General features: G+C 67.5%; 22 protein-coding genes. 10 read left to right on the plus strand and 12 right to left on the minus strand.

Features of this window, described 5'->3' with window-relative positions:
• Window positions 1-73 precede the first annotated feature (73 nt).
• The 3 genes from LQD00_RS05575 to LQD00_RS05585 all read left to right on the plus strand — a co-directional run bounded on the left by LQD00_RS05575 (window position 74) and on the right by LQD00_RS05585 (window position 3,283).
• Complete coding sequence (locus LQD00_RS05575; RefSeq protein WP_006867280.1) at window positions 74-757, plus strand: TerD family protein; 684 nt, start codon at window positions 74-76, stop codon at window positions 755-757.
• Window positions 758-821: 64 nt separating this feature from the next.
• Window positions 822-1,601: a cyclase family protein gene (locus LQD00_RS05580; RefSeq protein WP_006867281.1), complete on the plus strand. Its 780-nt coding sequence runs from the start codon at window positions 822-824 to the stop codon at window positions 1,599-1,601.
• Window positions 1,602-1,606: 5 nt separating this feature from the next.
• A complete protein-coding gene (locus tag LQD00_RS05585) occupies window positions 1,607-3,283 on the plus strand; it encodes a thiamine pyrophosphate-binding protein (protein WP_232716030.1) in 1,677 nt (558 codons plus the stop codon).
• Window positions 3,284-3,294: 11 nt separating this feature from the next.
• Here LQD00_RS05585 and LQD00_RS05590 read toward each other — a convergent pair whose 3' ends face one another.
• The 7 genes from LQD00_RS05590 to LQD00_RS05620 all read right to left on the minus strand — a co-directional run bounded on the left by LQD00_RS05590 (window position 3,295) and on the right by LQD00_RS05620 (window position 8,956).
• Window positions 3,295-4,395 carry an LLM class flavin-dependent oxidoreductase gene (locus tag LQD00_RS05590; protein WP_232716031.1) on the minus strand — a complete coding sequence of 367 codons (1,101 nt, stop codon included), beginning with the start codon at window positions 4,393-4,395 and terminating at the stop codon, window positions 3,295-3,297.
• 42 nt (window positions 4,396-4,437) lie between these two features.
• Window positions 4,438-5,232 (minus strand): hypothetical protein, encoded by a 795-nt coding sequence (locus LQD00_RS05595; protein WP_232716092.1) that lies wholly within the window; start codon window positions 5,230-5,232, stop codon window positions 4,438-4,440.
• Window positions 5,233-5,297: 65 nt separating this feature from the next.
• Window positions 5,298-6,248: a polyphosphate kinase 2 gene (ppk2, locus tag LQD00_RS05600; RefSeq protein ID WP_040536449.1), complete on the minus strand. Its 951-nt coding sequence runs from the start codon at window positions 6,246-6,248 to the stop codon at window positions 5,298-5,300.
• Between the two features lie 103 nt (window positions 6,249-6,351).
• On the minus strand, window positions 6,352-6,870 hold the full coding sequence (locus LQD00_RS05605) for a DUF6764 family protein (protein ID WP_006867286.1): 519 nt from the start codon (window positions 6,868-6,870) through the stop codon (window positions 6,352-6,354).
• A 133-nt stretch (window positions 6,871-7,003) separates the two neighbouring features.
• Complete coding sequence (locus LQD00_RS05610) at window positions 7,004-7,444, minus strand: SRPBCC family protein (RefSeq protein WP_006867287.1); 441 nt, start codon at window positions 7,442-7,444, stop codon at window positions 7,004-7,006.
• A gap of 109 nt (window positions 7,445-7,553) precedes the next feature.
• Window positions 7,554-8,231 carry a DUF4166 domain-containing protein gene (locus LQD00_RS05615; protein ID WP_154884575.1) on the minus strand — a complete coding sequence of 226 codons (678 nt, stop codon included), beginning with the start codon at window positions 8,229-8,231 and terminating at the stop codon, window positions 7,554-7,556.
• 119 nt (window positions 8,232-8,350) lie between these two features.
• Entirely contained in the window at window positions 8,351-8,956 is a 606-nt protein-coding gene (locus LQD00_RS05620; RefSeq protein ID WP_154884576.1) for a TetR/AcrR family transcriptional regulator, read from the minus strand.
• Between the two features lie 108 nt (window positions 8,957-9,064).
• Here LQD00_RS05620 and LQD00_RS05625 point away from each other — a divergent pair, with 108 nt between their 5' ends.
• Window positions 9,065-9,544: a PaaI family thioesterase gene (locus LQD00_RS05625; RefSeq protein WP_232716032.1), complete on the plus strand. Its 480-nt coding sequence runs from the start codon at window positions 9,065-9,067 to the stop codon at window positions 9,542-9,544.
• Window positions 9,545-9,550: 6 nt separating this feature from the next.
• On the opposite strand, the gene LQD00_RS05630 is transcribed toward LQD00_RS05625, so the two are convergent.
• The 5 genes from LQD00_RS05630 to groL all read right to left on the minus strand — a co-directional run bounded on the left by LQD00_RS05630 (window position 9,551) and on the right by groL (window position 15,131).
• On the minus strand, window positions 9,551-10,363 hold the full coding sequence (locus LQD00_RS05630) for a tyrosine-protein phosphatase (RefSeq protein WP_232716033.1): 813 nt from the start codon (window positions 10,361-10,363) through the stop codon (window positions 9,551-9,553).
• A 50-nt stretch (window positions 10,364-10,413) separates the two neighbouring features.
• Window positions 10,414-11,433, minus strand: coding sequence for an alpha/beta hydrolase (locus LQD00_RS05635; RefSeq protein WP_232716034.1), 1,020 nt, complete (start codon window positions 11,431-11,433; stop codon window positions 10,414-10,416).
• Window positions 11,434-11,783: 350 nt separating this feature from the next.
• Window positions 11,784-12,686, minus strand: coding sequence for an MSMEG_6728 family protein (locus tag LQD00_RS05640; RefSeq protein WP_232716035.1), 903 nt, complete (start codon window positions 12,684-12,686; stop codon window positions 11,784-11,786).
• Between the two features lie 41 nt (window positions 12,687-12,727).
• Complete coding sequence (locus tag LQD00_RS05645; protein ID WP_154884580.1) at window positions 12,728-13,372, minus strand: DsbA family oxidoreductase; 645 nt, start codon at window positions 13,370-13,372, stop codon at window positions 12,728-12,730.
• Window positions 13,373-13,505: 133 nt separating this feature from the next.
• Complete coding sequence (gene groL, locus LQD00_RS05650) at window positions 13,506-15,131, minus strand: chaperonin GroEL (protein WP_006867295.1); 1,626 nt, start codon at window positions 15,129-15,131, stop codon at window positions 13,506-13,508.
• 236 nt (window positions 15,132-15,367) lie between these two features.
• Between groL and LQD00_RS05655 the strand changes: the two genes are divergently transcribed.
• The 6 genes from LQD00_RS05655 to LQD00_RS05680 all read left to right on the plus strand — a co-directional run bounded on the left by LQD00_RS05655 (window position 15,368) and on the right by LQD00_RS05680 (window position 20,155).
• Window positions 15,368-16,276 (plus strand): TIGR03621 family F420-dependent LLM class oxidoreductase, encoded by a 909-nt coding sequence (locus LQD00_RS05655; RefSeq protein WP_232716036.1) that lies wholly within the window; start codon window positions 15,368-15,370, stop codon window positions 16,274-16,276.
• A gap of 64 nt (window positions 16,277-16,340) precedes the next feature.
• Entirely contained in the window at window positions 16,341-16,976 is a 636-nt protein-coding gene (locus LQD00_RS05660) for a DUF4178 domain-containing protein (RefSeq protein WP_006867297.1), read from the plus strand.
• A 22-nt stretch (window positions 16,977-16,998) separates the two neighbouring features.
• On the plus strand, window positions 16,999-17,535 hold the full coding sequence (locus LQD00_RS05665; protein WP_232716037.1) for a DUF2617 family protein: 537 nt from the start codon (window positions 16,999-17,001) through the stop codon (window positions 17,533-17,535).
• Window positions 17,532-18,065, plus strand: coding sequence for a DUF4247 domain-containing protein (locus LQD00_RS05670; protein WP_232716038.1), 534 nt, complete (start codon window positions 17,532-17,534; stop codon window positions 18,063-18,065). Before LQD00_RS05665 ends, LQD00_RS05670 begins: the two co-directional genes overlap by 4 nt.
• Window positions 18,066-18,134: 69 nt before the next feature.
• Complete coding sequence (locus LQD00_RS05675; RefSeq protein WP_006867300.1) at window positions 18,135-18,560, plus strand: DUF350 domain-containing protein; 426 nt, start codon at window positions 18,135-18,137, stop codon at window positions 18,558-18,560.
• 29 nt (window positions 18,561-18,589) lie between these two features.
• On the plus strand, window positions 18,590-20,155 hold the full coding sequence (locus tag LQD00_RS05680) for a polyamine aminopropyltransferase (RefSeq protein WP_232716039.1): 1,566 nt from the start codon (window positions 18,590-18,592) through the stop codon (window positions 20,153-20,155).

Raw genomic sequence — 20,155 nt, forward strand, 5'->3', positions numbered from 1 at the left:
GCTGCTCTACTACCCTGGACAGCAGATCACGCGACCGACGACGATGCCGCGCACGACGAGATGAGGAAACCCGATGGGGATCGACTACACCAAGCGCCCGAAAGCCCAACCTCCGCAACCTCCGACCCCGCCTGCATCCACCCCGCCGGCCCAGCCGGTGTCACTCTCCAAGATCACGCTGACAAAGTCGGCGCCGAGCATCTCGCTGAGCAAGCAGGGCGCGGCGACCGGCCAGGTGCGCGTGAACCTCAGCTGGACCGCGAACTCCTCCGGCGGCGGCTTCTTCCGCAAGCCCAAGGGCATCGACCTCGACCTCGCCTGCCTGTGGGAGTTCACCGACGGCAGCAAGGGAATTGTCCAGGCGCTGGGCAATTCGTTCCAGGCTCCCCGCGACGGACAGCCGATCATCTACCTCGACGGCGATGACCGTAGCGGCTCCGGCGGCGAGAACATGTACATCGACCTCGCCGCGACCAACCGGATCCGTCGAATCCTGATCTTCGCCTACATCTACGAGGGCACGCCGAACTGGGCCAGTGCCAACGGCGTCGTCACGTTGTCACCGGTCAGCGGCCCGCAGATCGAGGTCCGCCTCGACGAGGCCGACCAGTCCGCCATCTCGTGCGCCATCGCGCTGCTGGAGAACCGCGGCGGCGAACTCGTCATCAACCGCGAGGTGCGCTACATCCGCGGTGCGCAGGACAAGGTCGACGAGGCCTACGGCTGGGGCATGAACTGGCGGGGTGCCCGCAAGTAGCGCCACGGCGGTCGTAGCATCAGTCGCAGTCCGTGAAAAGGACAATCGCGAAAGGACCCCCGCCATGACCGCCACCGCTCTGTCCGGTTTCCTCACCGGCCTCGCCGACGGATCCCTCCGGGTGATCGACCTGACCACCCCGCTGTCCAGCTCGACCCCGGCCCTGCGGTTGCCGGCCCCGTTCGCGAATCTGATCGACTTCAGCCTCGAAGAGGTCAGCGCCTACAACGAACCCGGACCGTACTGGCGGCACAACAACATCCACACCGGTGAGCACATCGGTACCCACCTCGACGCACCGATCCACTGGATCAGCGGTCGCGACGGTGACGACGTCTCGCAGATCCCGGTGCAGCGGCTGATCGGTCCGGCAGCCGTCCTCGACCTGACCGCGAAGGTCGCCGACAACCCCGACTACCTCCTCGAGGTCTCCGACGTCGAGGCCTGGGAGGCCGAGCACGGTGAACTGTTGCCGGGGGCCTGGCTGCTGCTGCGCACCGGTTGGGAGTCACGCGGCGGGTCGGAGGCCGAGTTCCTCAACACCGACGAGACCGGTTCGCACACCCCCGGCGTCTCGGTCGAATGCGCCGAGTGGCTGGCCACGCAGCGGCAGATCACCGGGCTCGGTGTCGAGACCGTCGGCGTCGACGCCGGTCTCGCAGGCGGTTTCGACCCTGCCTTCCCCGTCCACTACCACTTCCTCGGCAACGACAAGTACGGCCTGACCTCGCTGCGAAACCTCGGTTCGCTGCCCGCCACCGGCGCCGTGGTCGTCGTCAGCCCGCTCCCGATCGTCGGCGGCACCGGCAGCCCGTCGCGGGTCCTCGCCATCGTCGAGAGCTGACCGGCGTGACGAACACAGCGACCACGTACGGCCCCACGGTCGCCGACGTCGTGGGCCGTGTTCTCGCCGACCTGGGGGTCGGCCATGCCTTCGGGGTTGTCGGAAGCGGCAACTTCGTGATGACCAACGCGCTGCGTGCCGGCGGGGTCGGGTTCACCGCAGCACGTCACGAGGGTGGCGCGGCATCCATGGCGGACGCCTACTCCCGCATGTCGGGACGGGTCGGCGTCCTCACCGTGCATCAGGGCTGCGGGCTGACCAACGCGGTCACCGGTATCGGCGAGGCGGCGAAGAGTCGTACTCCGATGATCGTGCTGAGCGCCGACGCCCCGGCTTCCGCACTGCAGTCGAACTTCCGGATCAACCAGGAAGCGCTGGTGACCAGCGTCGGCGCGGTCAGCGACCGCGTCTACGGTCCGACCACCGTCGTCGCGGATGTGACCCGGGCCTACCGGACCGCGGTGACCCGGCGCCGGACCGTCGTCCTCAACGTCGCGATCGACGTGGCCGCAGCGCCCGCCGAGATCACCGGTCCGATCGTCGCTTCGACTGCGGCGCCGCGTGTCCGGCCGGACGCCGCGTCGGTGGCGGCGCTCGTCGACGCCATCCGCGCGGCCCGCCGACCGGTGTTCGTCGCGGGGCGAGGTGGCCGCGATGCGGGTCGGCAGATCGCGGAGCTGGCCGAAGCGAGCGGTGCACTCCTCGCCACGTCGGCCGTGGCCAACGGACTGTTCGAAGGAAAGCCCTTCTCGCTGGGCATCTCCGGCGGTTTCTCGTCGCCGACGGTCGCCGAGCTCATCGGCGATGCGGATCTCATCGTCGGCTGGGGTTGCGCACTCAACATGTGGACCATGCGGCACGGCCGGCTCATCGGCGATCAGACCGTGGTGGCCCAGGTCGATGTCGAGGTCGAGGCGATCGGCGCGCATCGCCCGGCCGACGTCGGCGTGGTCGGCGACTGTGCGGCCACCGCCGCCGATGCCCTCACTGCCCTCTCGTCAAACCCACTGCCGCACAACGGATACCGCACCGCCGAGGTGGCCGACCGGATCGCCCGGTCGGCGCGGTGGCAGGACGTCCCGGTCACCGACGACCCCGTCGACGGCCGGATCGACCCGCGAGCGTTGAGCATCGCCCTCGACGAGATCCTGCCCGCTGACCGCGTTCTGTCGATCGATTCGGGCAACTTCATGGGTTATCCGTCGACGCATCTGTCGGTGCCCGACGAGTTCGGCTTCTGCTTCACGCAGGCCTTCCAGTCGGTCGGCCTCGGACTGGGCACGGCCATCGGCGCGGCGATCGCCCAACCCACCCGGTTACCCGTCCTCGGTACCGGCGACGGCGGGTTCCTCATGGCGATCTCCGAACTGGAAACCGCTGTCCGCCTGGCGCTCCCGCTCGTCGTCATCGTCTACAACGACTCCGCGTACGGCGCCGAGGTGCACCACTTCGGCGATGCCGACATGACGACCGTGACCTTCCCGGAGGTCGACATCGCCGCCATCGCCCGTGGCCACGGCGCGACCGGGGTGACCGTCGCCGGGTTCGACGACCTCGACGAGGTCCGACGCTGGGTCGCCTCACTGGACTCCCCCGAACCGTCCGGGCCGCTCGTCATCGACGCCAAGATCACCAACGACGGCGGATCCTGGTGGCTCGCCGAGGCGTTCGCGGGGCACTGACCCCTCGGGGCTCAGGGAGCGGGTGTGTTCACCCGGATGCCGCGGCTCTCGAGTCGCGGCATCACCTCGGCGGCGAAGTACTCCAGTTCACCTGCGTAGTCGACGAAAGACATGGTGATGCCGTCGAATCCGGCGGCGGCGAACTTGGCGATCTCGTCGGCGACGTCGTCGGGTGTGCCGATCATGGGGCAGGTGCCGTGGCCCGCGGCGAAGCGACTGCGGAAGGTCGCGAGCATCTCCTTGGTGAACGACTGGGCGTGCATGCCCTGCAAGGTCATCAGGTTGTCGACGGCCTCCCAGTCGGCGTTCTCCTCGGCGTAATAGTGCAAGAATTCCTGCGCCTCCGCGCGAGTCGGGCGGCACACCACATGGGTGGGTGAGACGACGCCGGCGGTGCGGCCGAGTGCCGCGGAGTCCGCGCGGATCGCCTTGACGACGTCGGCGCCCTCCTCCGGACTACCGACGATGGTGAACACCAGGTCCGCGTTGCGGGCCGCGAAAGCCTTTCCCTGCGCACTGGAACCGGCATTGAGAACCGGGACCCGGCGACCGCCCGGCTTGGGCGCACCCTCGAGCCCGCGCAGCTTCCAGAACCTGCCCTCGTGGTCCCAGCGTCCCTCACGCGACCAGAGGTCGGCGACGATGTCGAACCACTCCTGGGCCATCTCGTATCGCGCGTCGTGGTCGGTGGGCAACTCCGAACCCATCGCCTCGTACTCGGGCTGGTTCCAGCCCGCCACCACGTTGAGGCCGGCGCGCCCGGGGGCCACCTGGTCCATCGTCGCGATCTGCTTGGCGGTCACGACCGGATGGTTGAACGCGGTGTGCACGGTGGCGAAGGCCCGCAGTCGCGTCGTCGTGGCGAGGATGGCGGTGGCCCACGGAATCGGCTCCAGCACGCTCTCGTGGAAGTTCGTCTCGCCGCCGTAGCCAATCCACCGGGCGATCGGCAGCATGAAGTCGATACCGACCTCGTCGGCGATCCGCGCGAGCCGCAGGTTGTCCTCCCAGGACGCCGACCATCGCTCGGGAATCCTGGTGACGGCGAGACCGCCGGAACAGTTGGCGGAGAACAGTCCCAGCTGGAAACGCTCGGTACCGGTCGTCGACATGGGGAGCACTCTTTCCTGTTCGGGGAGTTGCGCGACCGGAGTCTATCGCCGGCCCGCGAAGATCATCCGGCCGATGAACCCGACGACGATCATCGCGACGCCCACCCCGCCGACGATCAACGCGACCTGGGTGAGATCGGAGTAGGCCCCGTCGATGATCAGCTCGGCCACCTGCCGACCGGAGGATTCGGCGCCGGCGACCTCCTGCTTGGCGCGGTCGGCGAAGAACAGGCCGATGGCCCAGCTCGCCACCGCGGCCGCGACGGCGCCAAACCCGAGCCAGGCGAAGACCGTGCCACGGCGGTGGGCGAGCAGGAGGGCGAGGAGTCCCGCGATGACCGCGACCGCTGCCGAACCCCGGGCGAGCACGGTGATCTGGTTGCCGACCTCGGCGTATCTACCGGCCTCCAGACCCGAAGCGCCGTTGGTCAATTCGACGACGACCGGGCCCGAGATCGCGTTCGGGGTGCCGGTCAGGTTGAGGGCCCGGTTGATCATCGCGGTGATGTCGAGTTGCATGACCGACGTGTCCTCGCCCGGTGCGGGTTCGGTGAACAGCCAGGCGTGCTGCTGGCCGACGACGTCGGCGAAGTCGAGGCGGAACTGCTCGCTGTCGGTGTACTGCGCGGCCAGCGGACGCACCAGCGCACCCGCGATCGGGAGATCGGTGCGAGCGGTGGCCTGGGCGGCGATCTCGTCGGCGAGGTAGTCCTTCACCTTCTGGTTCTCGGCCATCGGCGCGACGGTCGAGACGAATCCGTCCTGGTCGACGATGCGCAGGTCCAGCCACAGGGCCGGGACCGCGAGCACGGTCGCCGCCATCGCGACGAGCGTCATCAGAGCACTGAGAAAGCTTCGCACCCCACGAGGCTACCGAGCCCCCGACCGCTGCTTCCTGCCCGCTACTCCCCGACGACGTCGGCGGCACGTCCGACGATCAGCGGGTCCGGCCGGCCGACGAAGTCGTGGTTCTTGCCGTCGTACTCGAAGAGGCTGAGCACGTGTCGCATCGCGTTGATGCGGGCGCGCTTCTTGTCGTTGGACTTCACCACCGTCCACGGCGCGTGGTCGGTGTCGGTGGCGGCGAACATCGCCTCCTTGGCCTCGGTGTAGGAGTCCCACTTGTCGAGCGAGGCGAGGTCCATCGGCGAGAGCTTCCACTGCCGGACGGGATCGATCTGGCGGATGGCGAACCGGGTGCGCTGTTCGAGCGGGGTCACCGAGAACCAGAACTTGACCAGGTTGATGCCGTCGTCGACGAGCATCTTCTCGAAGGCCGGGACCTGCGACATGAACTGCGTGTACTGCTGCGGATTGCAGAAACCCATGACGCGTTCGACGCCGGCCCGGTTGTACCAGGAGCGGTCGAAGAAGACCATCTCGCCGCCGGCCGGGAGGTGCTGGACGTAGCGCTGGAAGTACCACTCGGTCGCCTCGCGCTCGCTCGGCTTCTCCAGGGCGACCACGCGTGCTCCGCGCGGGTTGAGGTGTTCGTTGAAGCGTTTGATCGTGCCGCCCTTGCCGGCGGCGTCGCGACCCTCGAAGACCAGCAGATGCCGTTGCCCGGTCTGCTTGGACCACTTCTGGAGCTTGAGCAACTCGATCTGAAGGCGACGTTTGGTGACCTCGTACTCGCGCCGGCTCATGCGCTCTTCGTACGGATAGTCCTGACGCCACGTGTCGACCACGTTGCGATGCGGCAGCGTCAGCAGGACCGGGTCGTCGTCATCGTCGTCGTTCACGGTGAACTGCGTGACGTCGTGCAGGTCGACGAGTTGCTGGAGCGCCTCTCGTCCGTTCAGGACACTGAAGTCCGGGCCGACGTGGGAGTCTGCGTCGTGGAGGTCGGTCACGATCCCCACGATACGACGGCCGGGTGGACCACGCCCGACGCGCCGGTGAACGACGCGCCGCGTCGGGCGGGATCGGTCTCAGATCGGCGGACGAACCGACCGGTCAGTTGCGCAGATCGATGGAACCCGAGTGCAGGCAGGCTTTTCCGGTGGTCGAATCGACAGCCGCCGCGAAGCCGCCGCTGCACACCGCGCCGTCGGGTCCGGCGTAGGCCTGACCTCCCCAGCCGCCGATCGCGACGGTGGTACCGCCACGCCGTGCCTGCGCGATCGACAGCGCCTTGGGACCGGTGGTCACCGAGTACGCCACGCCGCGCGAGTTGGCTCCCGCCAGGGCCGACGATCCCGGCTGGAGGTTGTACGACGAGGCGTTGCCGCCGTTGTCCGACACGGAGATCGCGGTGCCGTTGCCACTGCGGTCCTCAGCGGTCGCCCGGCTACCCGGTCCGGCCTTGGCGCCACAACCGCTCGCACCCACGACCCGTTCGATCTGGTGCCCGTTCGACACCGTGCACTGAACAGCCGACGCAACCCCTTCACCGGACAACCCGGCGAATGCGACACAACCGGCGCCGCCCGCCAGGAAGACCAACGCCCGGACGGCAAATTTGTTCATTTTCAAGGGATTTGGCCTCCATGATGCAACGGCTCGGCTGATGACGATCCCAGGGTACCCGCGGCCTGCGCGGGCCACCCGCGGGATCGGCGGGTCTACACGTTCGGATGACGCCGGCCCGGTTCTGACGCGGTTCGGATCAGCCGGCAGCGCGCTTCTCCGCCTCGGCGGTGAGCCCCTTGCGGGCGGTGTCGACGGCCATCTTCTGCGCCCGCTTCACGATCAGCCCGGGGAGTTTGATCTTGAGGTCCACGGCCAGGTCGAAATGCACACGCGAGCCCTTGTCGGTGGCGGTGACGGTGTACTTCCCGTGTTGTTCGCTGAGCTGATTCGATTCGAGCAGGTGCCACTCGCAGGTCGTGTCGGTCCACTCGTAGGTGCAGGTCTGCTCGTCGGAGATGCCGGCCGCGGTGACCACCATGCGCACCGTCTTCGGAGTGCCGTCGTCGTACTCGTCGACGATCTCGGCCTCCTTGTGGGGACCCGACCAATCCGGGAGGGACTCGATGTCCATGAGTACTTCCATCACCACCGAGGCCGGGGCGGATACGTCGAATTCGATGTTCGCGGAGACTGCCATGGGGGTGAACCTACCGTCCGGCTTCCGCGGGCACACACCGAACCGCACTCCGGCGAGATCCGTGCTGGTCGGGCGACCCGGGACGCCCCCACAGGGACGCGGAGGGGTGTCAGCTCTCCCGGTCGACGAGATTCACCGGCCACGCCTCGTCGGGGATGTCGCGCAGTGTGCACGCCTGGTCCACGGCGGTGAACCATCCACGGAAATGCATGATCTCGCCGATGACCGGGTTCCGTACCGTCATGTCGCAACGGAAGCGTTCGCGCTTTTCGTCCCATCCCTCGATGTACTTCATCTGCGCGGTGAAGAGGCCCTTCATGCCCACCTTCGGTCCACGTCCCAGCCACCGCATCGGCCCGCTCTCGAGGAGCAGCTCGCCGGCCGGGGTCACCGACGGCTGGATCGGATAGAGGAACTCGGGTCCGTCGCCGAAGTAGTCGACGAGGCCGGTGTGTCCCGCGACGAGGAGGGAGTTGAGCTTGCGCGGACCGGTCGTGTACTGGAAGGTCCGCAGCACCGCCAGGGATTCGCGCTCGAGTTCGTCGACGTAGCAGTAGTAGGCCTGGGTGAACGGGACCATCCGACTGGTCTTGGACGGCAGGGCGTTCCGCTTGGCGTAATGCCAGAGAGCCGGCGGGGGCATCGCCGACGACACGTACACCGACTCGTACATCCCGTGGCAGATCTGGGCGACTCCGGAGGTGGAGTCGATGCCGTAACGCCAGGCGACGTTGGGATGGAGGCGGTCGAAGTCCGAGCCCAGCACATGCCGGAAGACCGGCGTCATCGCGTCCCCTCCCGAACTCGGCCCAGCGTCGTTTTCACGGCGTACTGCCACCGAGGTGGCGCCACCGTGAACCTACTACGGAGCTCGCCACAAGCCAACGGCGTAAGGGCGACAAGCGCCTACCGGTAGACCGCCGCATCGCAGAGCGCGGCCAGTTCGGCGATCACACGATCGAGCGGGTCGACGCTGCGTTGCGTCTGGCACAGTGCAACCGCTCCCTCGATGGCGGCCACGATCAGATTCGCCAGCGAATCGGCGCGTTCACTGTCCACGCCGTCGACGACGAGCCGGGCGGTGATGAGATCGGACCAGCGACGGAGGATCTCGGCTGCGGCGTCGGCCACCTCGGGCTCGCCCCTCCGTGCCAGGCCGCCGGCGATGACCGGGCAGCCGAACTGAAAGTCGGTGTTGACCAGCATGCGCCGCCAGACGCCGCCTATCTCGCGAACCGTCTCAGCAGGGGTGAGGGTGGCCCGCCGCGCGAGCCGCTCGGCGATGAAGTCTCCCGCGTACTGGACCGCCTCGGTCATGAGCTGCGTCTTGCCGCCGGGGAAATGGTGGTAGATGGACCCGCGGGGCGCGGCGCTCGCGGAGATGACGTCGCCGATAGAGGTCGCGGCGACGCCGTCGCGGCCGATCAGATCAGCGGCGTGGACGATCATCCGTTCCCGGGGGCCACGCTCATCCGATCCGGAGATGACGGATTCGGCGGAATGCGGCGCCATGACCTGCTCCTTCATCTCGTTCCGGGTGGTCTATGCAACTATACATAGCCACGCGGCTCCGAACGCGCGACCAAGCAAGTATGCAGGTCTTCATAATTGTCGGTTTCTATGCAACCATGCATAGTCATGACGACTTTCACCGAATCCACCGATCCGACCGCCATGTCCGGCCTGGAACTGCTGCGCGCCTGGCAGGAGGGCGGGGCCGGTACCGACAGGCCGAGCATCGGCCGACTCCTGGGCATGGTCCCCAAACAGATCGAGGAGGGCACGGTGACCTTCGCGGTGACCCCGCAGCCCGATTTCGCCAATCCGCTCGGCACCGTCCACGGCGGAATCTGCGCGACCCTGCTCGACTCGGTCATGGGCTGTGCGGTCCACACGACGCTTCCGGCCGGCGTCGGCTACACCACGCTCGAACTGAAGGTGAACTACATCCGTACCGTCGCCGTCGACGCCGGTGAGCTGACCGGCGTCGGCACCGTCATCCACGCCGGACGCACCACGGCCACGGCCGAGGGAAAGGTGTACTCCGACGACGGGAAACTGGTCGCGCACGGCACGACCACATGCATCGTCTTCCGGTAGACCCGATCAGCCCTCGACGAGGAAACGCTCGCGGATCTTGTCCTGCTCGCGGGTACCGATGCCGAGCGCCTCGCTGAAATACCCCTCGATGCCCCCGAACCGGGTCCGGACCTCGTCGAAGGCCGCGTCGAGGTAACCCGCGTCGACACCGAGCACCCCGACGAGGAGCTGCGGGTCGCCGCCCGCAGCCGCGAAACCGTCGAAGATGTGTTTCAGCGCCGGGATGAGCCGCTCGTTGGTGAGCAGGTAGTCGCGGTAGACGTCCTCCTTCCCCACCCCGACGAGGGTGAGGAATGCGGCGGCGGCCCAGCCGGTGCGGTCTTTGCCGGTCGTGCAGTGGAAGAGGATCGGGCTCGGTGCATCGCCGAGAAGTCCGCGATAGAACTCCGAATAGGCGGCCGTCGCGCTCGGCAAGGTGATCATCTCGCGGTAGGTGCCCGAGATCATCTCCCGCGCCTTACCACCGGCCAGGACCTTGTCGGCCTGGGCGACCACGGCCGGATCCGCGAGTACGGCACCGATGTTGGCCGGGATCGACATCTGCGCATCGGCCAGCACATCGAGCCCGATCTCGGTGACATCGGGCAGGGACGGGTCCGGGATGGCCTCCCTCTCGTGCACCGACCGGAGGTCGTACACCGTGCGGAGGCCGAGCGCCTCGAGCGCGGCGACGTCGGAGTCGGCGAGCGACGAGAAGTCCGTCGACCGGAACAGCAGCCCGGACCGCACCACTCGCCCGTCGGCGGTCCGCCAGCCGCCGAGGTCACGCAGATTCGGGAGGCTGCCGATCGGGCTCGACGCACCGGGTGTCACAGTCACGCGACACATCGTTGCAGATGAGCACGCCTCATCAGAGCCCAGCCGGTCGATCAGCGGGTCAGAGCGCGTTCGAGCATCGGCCACGACTTTGCCAGCTGGTCCTGCCAATACGGCCAGGAATGCGTCCCGGGCTCGTAGTCGAAGGTGGCAGGGATGCGCAGTTGCTTGAGCCTCTTGTCGAGGTTCTGCGTGCAATAATAGGTCGCCGCCTCGAGTGGGCCGCCCACACCGACGATCCTGGCGTACTCGACCACGTCGCCGTCGATCGCCTCGTTCGCCAAGCGATCGTGCCTCCCGGGCAGGCCGGTGCCGCTGCTGACATAGATCGCCTTGCCACGGAGTTTGTGAGCGTTGATCACGGGGTCGTGATCACGCCAGCCCGGACCACCGACCGGCCCCCACATGTTCCTGACGTCTCCCCTTTCGCCGACCACCGCCTGGACGGCCAACTGACCGAGCCGGGTGGAAGTCTCGGCGCATCCGCTGTACGCAGCCACCGCGCGGTAGAGATCCGGCGCACTCTCGGCCAGAGCGAGCACCGATGTTCCTGCCATGGAGATCCCGGCAATGCCGTTGGCCCCGCTACCGTTCACCTTCTGGTCGATGACCGGAGGCAGCTCCCTGGTGAGGAACGTCGTCCATTTGTTGATACCGAAGTTGGGATCGACCTTCACCCAATCCGTGTAATAGCTGTAGCCGCCGCTCATCGGCACCACGATGTTCACGTTCTTGTCGGCCGCGAACTTGACGATGTCGGTCTGTACGAACCAGTGCGCGTCACCCTCCCCGCCACCGGAGCCGTTGAGCAGGTAGAGCGTCGGACGGGGCACCGACGTGTCCGCCGCGACGAGCACGCGAACCGGCACATCACGGTTCATCGACGGTGAGTGCACGGTCAGGTCAAGGGCCCGTCCTTCCGCCATCGCTCGGGCGAGCAGGTCGGCCCGCTCCGCTTTCACCCCGGTATCTGCCACCGCGGTGGCAGAAATCGCCAGCGAGAGAACGACTACGATGACTGCGGCAAAAGCCCGAACCGTTCGCCGCTGGAGGTTTCCGCGCGTCACGGACATCTCCGTCCCTTCATATGTCGTAAAACGTCGTATCTGCCCGACAACAGATTCCCAACGCTCAGGTATCGATCCGAATACTTCGCGACGATACTCACCCGCAACGACAACAACGGTTTCTTCCGCGTTCTCGACACGATTCTCCGGTCTGTCATCGCGAAATAACGTTCGACAATCATGAATTCGCGATCATTAGGACAATTGTCCATCTCCGACGAAATCGTTGTGACCGGGGATTCTGCTAATCAGCCGGTCAACGCTGAGATCGATTCCACAGAAATGTCTCACCGTTCCCGGCGCGTGCCGGCGAAGAAATTTCGACCGATCGGACGACCCCACGGTGTGTCGCCTTTCTAGGCGTTCACCGGGACCGGGAACATCCTTCGTGGATTCTGCAGGAGTGCAGGCGGGATCACCGACGACCGTGCCACCGTGCCGGTCCACCGAACACGCCGTCGATGGGGAGCGAGAGTCTTTCCACGCCTGGTGAACTCGTACTCGCTCTCGACGACCCCGAGCGGGAGCACCGTCGGGTCGTCGGCATCGACGACTGCCACCTCGTCGCCGGGAGTCAGGTCGTCGACGAAGGACGCCAGTACGCGGAGGTCCTTGCCCGGTCGCCGTCCCGGGCTGCACTCCTTGAGCAGGGCGCGCAGCCCGTCGGCAGTGGCCGTCGCGGCGTCGACGTCGACACCGGACTCGGTTCCGAGGCCGACGATGTCGCGCCGACGGAACTCGTCGAACTGCTCCTTCGATGACGGCCGGATGATCCACACCGTGCGATCACGGTCATTCCGGTCCGGCGCCGCTTCCGGCGGTTCGGGCCAGAAATACGGGAGATCGTCGGCGACGTCGCCGAACTCAGCGACGTAGAAGTCGGGATCCTTGCGCAGCAACGCCGACCGATGGCTCCGATGGAGGCGGTCGTCGCCCAGCCACGGCGGCATCAGACCGGCGTCGGCGAGATCCGACTGGGAGGCGCCCACCACCTCCGGTGCGAACTCGGCGATCATCGCAGCGGTGGTGTCCGCGCGTCCCTCACGACGCCAGACGTCGACGAAGGCCAGGCCATAGGAGACGAGAGCGGGAGTGTGCCCGCGCCACATCGTGACCGCCGGGTGGTTGCCCCAGCCGTAGTCGAACAGCTCCAGGGCACGCAGGATCTGCAGGGTCTCCACCCGCTGCTTGCCCAGCCGCGCGGGATCGAGGGCCTCGGCGGACCGCCGGAAGTCCGGGTAGGGCAGGAACGTCTGCATCGAAGGTGCCTTACCCAAACCCGGCAGTTCGCACACGAGGATCAGTCGGCGTGCACCTTCTCCAGGACCTGGGTGAAGGTCTCGGCGGGCTGCGCGCCGGACACGCCGTATCTGCCGTTGAAGACGAAGAACGGGACGCCGCTGATCCCGTAGGCGCGCGCCTGGTCGATGTCGGCGGCGACCGCCTCGGCATGGTCGCCGGATTCGAGCGCCGCGAGCACGGCGTCGCGGTCCAACCCGACCTCTGCGGCCAGGTCGGCGAGATCGGCGGGCCTGCCGACGTGCCGCCCCTGCTCGAAGTACGCCTGGAACAGCCGTTCCGCCAACTCCGGCTGCTTGCCGTGGGCGCGCGCGAAGTGCAGCGCCTCGTGAGCCTTGAGGGTCTTGGTGTGCCGGAGGTTGTCGAAGTCGTAGTCGAGGCCGACGTCGGCCGCGATCCCGCGGACCTGCTCGAGCATCCCCTCGACCTGGGCGGCGGGCATTCCCTTGTGCCGGACCAGGAAGTCGATCTCCGAGCCCTCGAAGTCGACCGGCGTGTCCGGTGCGAGTTCGTAGCTGCGGTAGGTCACCTCGACGTCGTCACGTCCGGCGAACTCGGCGAGACCCGCCTCGAAGCGGCGCTTCCCGATGAAGCACCAGGGGCAGGCGATGTCGGACCAGATGTCGACGGTGATGGGAGAAGCCATGTGGTCTTCAACCCCCTTCTGTCGCGCGCCATTCCGGCCGACGACTCGAACACGGACAGACGAAACCGGCCCACTCCGCGAGGGAGTGGGCCGGTTCGTGTGCTGTAGAGCTGGTGGAGCTAGGGGTTCTGGATCAGAAGCCCATGCCGCCCATCTCGTCGGCGCCCGGCATGGCCGGTGCGGCGTTCTTCTCCGGCTTGTCGGCGACGACGGCCTCGGTGGTGAGGAACAGAGCCGCGATCGAGGCTGCGTTCTGCAGCGCCGAGCGGGTGACCTTCACCGGGTCGTTGATGCCGGCGGCCAGCAGGTCCTCGTACTCACCGGTCGCGGCGTTGAGGCCGGTGCCGGTGGGCGAGTTCAGGACCTTGTCGGCGACGACGCCCGGCTCGAGGCCGGCGTTGACGGCGATCTGCTTGGCCGGAGCCGAGAGAGCGACGCGGACGATGTTGGCGCCGGTGGCCTCGTCACCCTCGAGCGAGAGTGCGTCGATGGCCGGCTCCGACTGGAGCAGGGCCACGCCACCACCGGCGACGATGCCCTCTTCGACGGCAGCCTTGGCGTTGCGCACGGCATCTTCGATGCGGTGCTTGCGCTCCTTGAGCTCGACCTCGGTGGCCGCGCCCGCCTTGATGACCGCAACACCACCGGCCAGCTTGGCCAGGCGCTCCTGCAGCTTCTCACGGTCGTAGTCGGAGTCGCTGTTCTCGATCTCGCCACGGATCTGGGCCACGCGACCGGCGATGGCGTCGGGATCGCCCGCGCCCTCGACGATGGTGGTCTCGTCCTTGGTGACGACGACCTTGCGAGCGGTACCGAGGAGCTCGATGCCGGCGCCCTCGAGGGACAGGCCGACCTCTTCGCTGATGACCTCGCCACCGGTGAGGATGGCGATGTCGGCCAGCATGGCCTTGCGGCGGTCACCGAAGCCCGGAGCCTTGACGGCGACGGACTTGAAGGTGCCCTTGAGCTTGTTGACGACCAGGGTCGAGAGGGCTTCGCCCTCGACGTCCTCGGCGATGATCAGCAGCGGCTTGCCGGCCTGGATGACCTTCTCCAGCAGCGGCAGCAGGTCCTTGATGGTCGAGACCTTGCCCGAGACGAGCAGGATGTACGGGTCGTCGAGGACGGCTTCCTGACGGTCGGCGTCGGTGACGAAGTACCCCGAGATGTAGCCCTTGTCGAAGCGCATGCCCTCGGTGAGCTCGAGCTGCAGGCCGAAGGTGTTGGACTCCTCGACCGTGATGACGCCTTCCTTGCCGACCTTGTCCATCGCCTCGGCGATGAGCTCGCCGATCGAGGGGTCGCCGGCCGAGATGCCCGCGGTGGCAGCGATCTGCTCCTTGGTCTCGACCTCCTTGGCGCTCTTCAGCAGCGACTCGGTGACAGCCTCGACGGCCTTCTCGATGCCGCGCTTCAGACCCAGCGGGTTGGCGCCGGCAGCGACGTTGCGCAGACCCTCACGGACGAGAGCCTGTGCCAGGACGGTGGCGGTGGTGGTTCCGTCGCCCGCGACATCGTCGGTCTTCTTGGCGACTTCCTTGACCAGCTCGGCGCCGATCTTCTCGTAGGGATCCTCCAGCTCGATCTCCTTGGCGATGGAAACACCATCGTTGGTGATCGTGGGGGCGCCCCACTTCTTCTCCAGAACGACGTTGCGACCCTTGGGTCCCAACGTCACCTTGACGGCGTCGGCGAGGCTGTTGAGGCCCCGCTCGAGGCCGCGACGGGCCTCTTCGTCGAACGCGATTTGCTTGGCCATGGGTAAGTGATCCTCCGAAGGGGGTGACACTAGGTTCGTATGGCCGGAACTCGGTGCCCGCGACGGACGACCGGTGTGTCATTCGGTACCGATCTCACCGTCCCGACCTGGCACTCACAGCTCGCGAGTGCCAACGTCCGTTTTAGCACTCGCCCCTGGCGAGTGCAAGGTCGCACCGGCCCGGACTCCACCGCATCCACCTGGCCGGCCGCCGAGCCCCTGGCTAGGTTGTGGACATGTCTCTCGCGAACAGGCCGTTCCGGTTCGGGGTCAACATGCTCGCCGTGGACACCAGCTCGTCCTGGAAAGAGCGCGCGCGGCACGTCGAACAGCTCGGCTTCGACGTCCTGCTGGTCCCGGACCACCTCGGCATCCCGAGCCCCTGGCCTGCACTCGCGACGGCGGCCGCCGCGACCGAACGACTCCGCGTGGGCCCGTTCGTCCTCAACGCGGCGTTCACCAACCCGGCGCTGCTCGCCCGCGATGTGGCGACCGTCGACCAGCTCTCCGACGGTCGCGTCGAGCTCGGACTGGGCACCGGCTACGTCAAAGAGGAGTTCGAGTCGGCCGGAATCGAATTCCGGCCGGCGGGCCGCCGGGTCGATCACCTGGGTGACACGGTCACCCGGGTGGCGTCCCTGCTGAACGACCCCGAACACACGCCGCGCCCCGTGCAGGAGCGCGTGCCACTGCTCCTCGGCGGGAACGGCGACCGCGTGCTCCGGATGGCCGCCGAGCACGCCGACATCGTCGGGTTCACCGCGGCGCGCACCGGTCGCGACGGCGACCTCGAGCCGCTCTCCGCAGACGATTTCGCCGAACGCGTCGCATTCGCCCGGTCCGCGGCCGGCGACCGGGTAGACGACATCGAATGGAATCTGCTGATGCAGATCGTCGTGGTGACCGACGAGGCGACACGCATCGCCGAGGAGAACATCGAGAAGTGGCAGTTGTCGATGAGTCCGCAGGAGTTCCTCGACCTGCCCTCGATCCTCATCGGCTCCGCCGCCGACATCGCCGACCAGCTCGTCACGATGCGCGAGCGCACCGGGATCAGTTACATCACGGTCCTCGAACCAGTGCTCGAGCAGTTCGCACCGGTGATCGAACTGCTGCGCGACGTCGACGCCCGGGCGGACTGGTAGCGGGCGTCATTCGGCTCGCCGAACCGAGCTGACGGGACCCCGGTCTCCGGATAGTGTCGGCGAGGTGGAGTTCCTGCTGATCATCGTCGTGGCCCTGCTCGCGATCATCGCGGTGGTCGCCATCTTCAACTACCTGGGCAACCGCAAGGCCCGCCAAGCCGAGGCGGACGCCCTCCGCAACCGCACGTACCGGCCCGGGGACCCGTTCTCCTCTGCCGACGACGACTCCGTCTACGGCGACCCACGCCAACTCAAGCCGGGCGACCTCGTCGAGCTGCGCGGCGAGACCTATGCGGTCCGCGGCACCGTGCGGCTGACCCAGGACGGATACACCTGGACAGAGAACTTCCTCGACACGGGACTCGGCAGCAAGGCCTGGATCTCGGTCGAAGACGATCCCGACCTCGAGGTCGTGCTGTGGCATGAACTGTCCGGCGTCGTCGTCGAGCCCGGACCCGGCACGGTCGAGGTCGACGGCCGCCGCTACCACTCCGAGGAGGCCGGCACCGCCCGGTTCACCTCGGCGGGCACCACCGGCGTCGCAGCGTCGGGCCGGATGGCCTACCACGACTATCAGGCCGGCAACGAGCGGTTGTCGTTCGAGGACTACGGCAGCGGTTGGGAATGTGCGCGCGGCGAACTCCTCACCCGCGCCGACTACCGCATCTTCCCCAGCAACCCCTCCGACCAGAACATCTGAGCGGCGAAGGACTGCGAGACACATGTCAGAACAGCCCGGCGCAACTGTCGCCCACCTTCCCGTCGCATACGCGGACACGAGCGCCGACCAGCTCGGTTTCTCGCTCGACGCCCCGCTGCAGGAGCCGCTCGCCCGGGAGGACGGGGAGATCGACGGCATCACGGTGTCGGTCCGCCTACTGGGCGCGAGCCATCAGGTCGTCGTCGACGACGGCGCCCGGCGCATCTGCGAGACCGTCGCATGCCTGCCCGACGTGAGCTCGGCGCTGCCGGAGACCTTCCAGCAGAGCGGTTATCTCTTCAGCTCCCGCATCGAGCGGGCCACTGACGATCAGATGGCCGCGCTCGTCGAACAACTCGGAGTCCGCGTCTCCGAACAGATGGCTTCGGGGAACCCGAGCGTGATGGGTGTGTTCCCCGGCGACCCCCACGCGGTGACCGCGATCGTCTCCGAATCGACGGCCGAACAGATCTCGTGGCACACCTGGCACACCTATCCGCAGGCCGGTGACGTGGTCATCACGACCAGCGTGATCCACCGCGGAGCGATGCGCGCATGACATATCCGCCCCCGCCCGGGCAACCGCAGCCCGACCCGCGCCGCCGGATCAACCGCATCCGCAACATCATCATCGGCGTCATCGTGGTGATCACGATCTTCGCGCTGCTCGGCGCGTGCGGCGCCCGTGCCCTGCGTGGCGGGCTGGGCGGGTCGGCGCGCGACTTCATCTCCCAGAACTACGAACGCAATACCACCCTGGACGAGGGGGACGTGGACGCCTACGTCGCCGAGGGCACCCCCACCGAGGTCGCCGAGGACATCCGTGACGCCGAACGCCCCACCGATCAGCGCGCCGGCGCATCGGGGACGGGCAATGTCGCGGGCACCCAGTTCCTCCAGTACCGCGACTACATGGTCGCCCTGTTCCCCTACGCCGCCAACCAGACCCGCGTGATGCTGAGCCGTGACTACCGGTCGGGTTACAACCGGTACCACAACTACGTCGGCGCCTTCTGGGTTCCGACGCCGGGTTATTCCGGCAGCGGCAGCAGCAATCGCGGTGGCGGCAGTGGAGGTGGCGGCAAGTGACGCCCGGACCCCAGTTCTCGCGACCGATCCCCCAGACCGAAACCACGGCCCGAACCCACGGAGATGACCATGCTCGCTGACATGACCGAGAACGCCTACGCCGCAGGTGCCTACGCGGGTGTCGGGGTGATCGTGATGATCGTGTCGTTCGCGATCGTCGACCTGCTGACCCCGGGCAAGTTGCGTCACCAGCTCTGGGCCGAACGCAACCGCAACGCCGGAATCCTGGTGGGATCCAACCTCTTGGCGGTGGCGATCATCGTGACCGCCGCAATCGTCGCCAGCGAGGGTCGCCTGCTCGAGGGCCTCACCTACACGGTGGTCTACTCCGCGATCGGCCTGATCGTGATGGGCGTGACCTTCCTGGTCATCGACGCTCTGACCCCCGGCAAGCTCGGCGAGATCCTCGTCCACCCGGAAAGCCACCCGGCGGTATGGGTGCAGGGCATCGCCCACATCGGGGTCGCGGTCATCATCGCCGCCTCCATCCTGTGAGCACGCGCTCCTGTGAGAGCTGACTTTCCGTGACGCTCACCGACACCTCGACCGAACCGCTGTCCGCGCGACCACGTTTCGCGCGGTCCGCCCTGTTGGCCGTGGTGTTCGTCTGCGCCGCCTGCGGTCTCGTGTACGAGTTGGCGCTGGTGTCGCTGGGTTCCTTCCTGATCGGCAACACCGCGACGCAGGCGTCGATCGTCCTCGCGGTGATGGTGTTCGCGATGGGTGTCGGATCCCTGGCCGCGAAACCGCTCCAACCGCACTCGGTGGCCGCATTCGCGGTCATCGAGTTGCTGCTCGCCCTCCTCGGCGGACTGTCGGTGATGGCCCTCTACGCCGCCTTCGCCTACCTGGAGCTGTACACGCCGGCGCTCATCGTGGTGGCCTTCGTCCTCGGCGTCCTGATCGGGGCCGAGATCCCGTTGTTGATGGTGCTGCTGCAACGGATTCGACGCCAGGAGCCGGGCGCGGCGGTCGCGGACATGTTCGCCGTCGACTACATCGGCGCGCTGATCGGCGGTCTCTGCTTCCCTTTCCTGTTGCTGCCGTTGTTCGGTCAGCTGCGCGGGGCGCTCGTGGTCGGACTCGTCAACGCGGCCGCGGGTTGCTTCCTGGTGTTCGTCATCTTCCGGAAGTCGTTGGGCCGCGGCCAACTCGCCCTGCTGTCCGCCGGGGCGCTGGCGGTGGTCGCGGCTCTCGTGGCCGGCCTGATGCTGTCCGCCCGGTTCGAGGTGACCGCCCGGCAGGCCCTCTACCGCGACCCGATCGTGGCCGCCGCCCGCAGCGCCTACCAGGACATCGTGATCACCGAGAGGTCCACCGGCGCAGGCCCGGACATCCGCCTCTTCCTGAACGGCGACCTCCAGTTCTCCTCGATCGACGAGCACCGGTATCACGAGGCACTCGTCCATCCGGCGATGTCGGGTGACCGGTCCTCGGTGCTCGTGCTCGGTGGCGGCGACGGTCTGGCGCTGCGTGAGGTGCTCCGCTACCCGGATGCGCAGGACGTGACGCTCGTCGAACTCGACCCGGAGATGATCCGGCTGGCACGCACCGACTCCCGCCTGACCTCGCTCAACCGGGGGTCGATGACCGATAGTCGGGCCGAGGTGGTGACCGCCGACGCCTTCAGCTGGTTGCGGCAGACGAACCGCCGTTTCGACGTGATCATCGTCGACATGCCCGATCCCGACGACTCCGCCACCGCCAAGTTGTACTCCACCGAGTTCTACGCACTCGTGCGCGCACGCCTCGCAGCGCACGGTCGCGCCGTCGTGCAGGCAGGTTCGCCGTACTTCGCGCCGAAGTCGTTCTGGTGCATCGCCTCCACCATGAGGGAGGCCGGGCTCCCGGCCACGCCGTACCACGTCGACGTCCCGGCATTCGGCGACTGGGGTTTCCACCTCGCGGGTGCCGACGGGCCGATCAGCCCGACCGTCGACGCCCCCGGGCCGCTGCGGTTCCTGAGTGCGGAACAGCTCACCGCGGCGACCGTTTTCCCGCTCGACCGGCAACCACTCGACCTTCCCCCGTCGACCCTGATGGACCCGCGCATCCTGCGGTACGCGCAGGGCGAGTGGGCCATCTACTGA

It is taken from the genome of Gordonia metallireducens, from assembly GCF_021245825.1.
GTDB classification, from domain to species: Bacteria; Actinomycetota; Actinomycetes; order Mycobacteriales; family Mycobacteriaceae; genus Gordonia; species Gordonia namibiensis.

Bases quoted from the DNA above. Each gene is read 5' to 3' on its own strand.
- LQD00_RS05575 (WP_006867280.1), top strand. From the start codon at position 74: ATGGGGATCGACTACACCAAGCGCCCGAAAGCCCAACCTCCGCAACCT.
- LQD00_RS05580 (WP_006867281.1), top strand. From the start codon at position 822: ATGACCGCCACCGCTCTGTCCGGTTTCCTCACCGGCCTCGCCGACGGA.
- LQD00_RS05590 (WP_232716031.1), bottom strand. From the start codon at position 4,395: ATGTCGACGACCGGTACCGAGCGTTTCCAGCTGGGACTGTTCTCCGCC.
- LQD00_RS05595 (WP_232716092.1), bottom strand. From the start codon at position 5,232: ATGACGCTCGTCGCGATGGCGGCGACCGTGCTCGCGGTCCCGGCCCTG.
- LQD00_RS05610 (WP_006867287.1), bottom strand. From the start codon at position 7,444: ATGGCAGTCTCCGCGAACATCGAATTCGACGTATCCGCCCCGGCCTCG.
- LQD00_RS05615 (WP_154884575.1), bottom strand. From the start codon at position 8,231: ATGACGCCGGTCTTCCGGCATGTGCTGGGCTCGGACTTCGACCGCCTC.
- LQD00_RS05620 (WP_154884576.1), bottom strand. From the start codon at position 8,956: ATGGCGCCGCATTCCGCCGAATCCGTCATCTCCGGATCGGATGAGCGT.
- LQD00_RS05625 (WP_232716032.1), top strand. From the start codon at position 9,065: ATGCAACCATGCATAGTCATGACGACTTTCACCGAATCCACCGATCCG.
- LQD00_RS05635 (WP_232716034.1), bottom strand. From the start codon at position 11,433: ATGTCCGTGACGCGCGGAAACCTCCAGCGGCGAACGGTTCGGGCTTTT.
- LQD00_RS05640 (WP_232716035.1), bottom strand. From the start codon at position 12,686: ATGCAGACGTTCCTGCCCTACCCGGACTTCCGGCGGTCCGCCGAGGCC.
- LQD00_RS05645 (WP_154884580.1), bottom strand. From the start codon at position 13,372: ATGGCTTCTCCCATCACCGTCGACATCTGGTCCGACATCGCCTGCCCC.
- groL (WP_006867295.1), bottom strand. From the start codon at position 15,131: ATGGCCAAGCAAATCGCGTTCGACGAAGAGGCCCGTCGCGGCCTCGAG.
- LQD00_RS05655 (WP_232716036.1), top strand. From the start codon at position 15,368: ATGTCTCTCGCGAACAGGCCGTTCCGGTTCGGGGTCAACATGCTCGCC.
- LQD00_RS05665 (WP_232716037.1), top strand. From the start codon at position 16,999: ATGTCAGAACAGCCCGGCGCAACTGTCGCCCACCTTCCCGTCGCATAC.
- LQD00_RS05670 (WP_232716038.1), top strand. From the start codon at position 17,532: ATGACATATCCGCCCCCGCCCGGGCAACCGCAGCCCGACCCGCGCCGC.
- LQD00_RS05675 (WP_006867300.1), top strand. From the start codon at position 18,135: ATGCTCGCTGACATGACCGAGAACGCCTACGCCGCAGGTGCCTACGCG.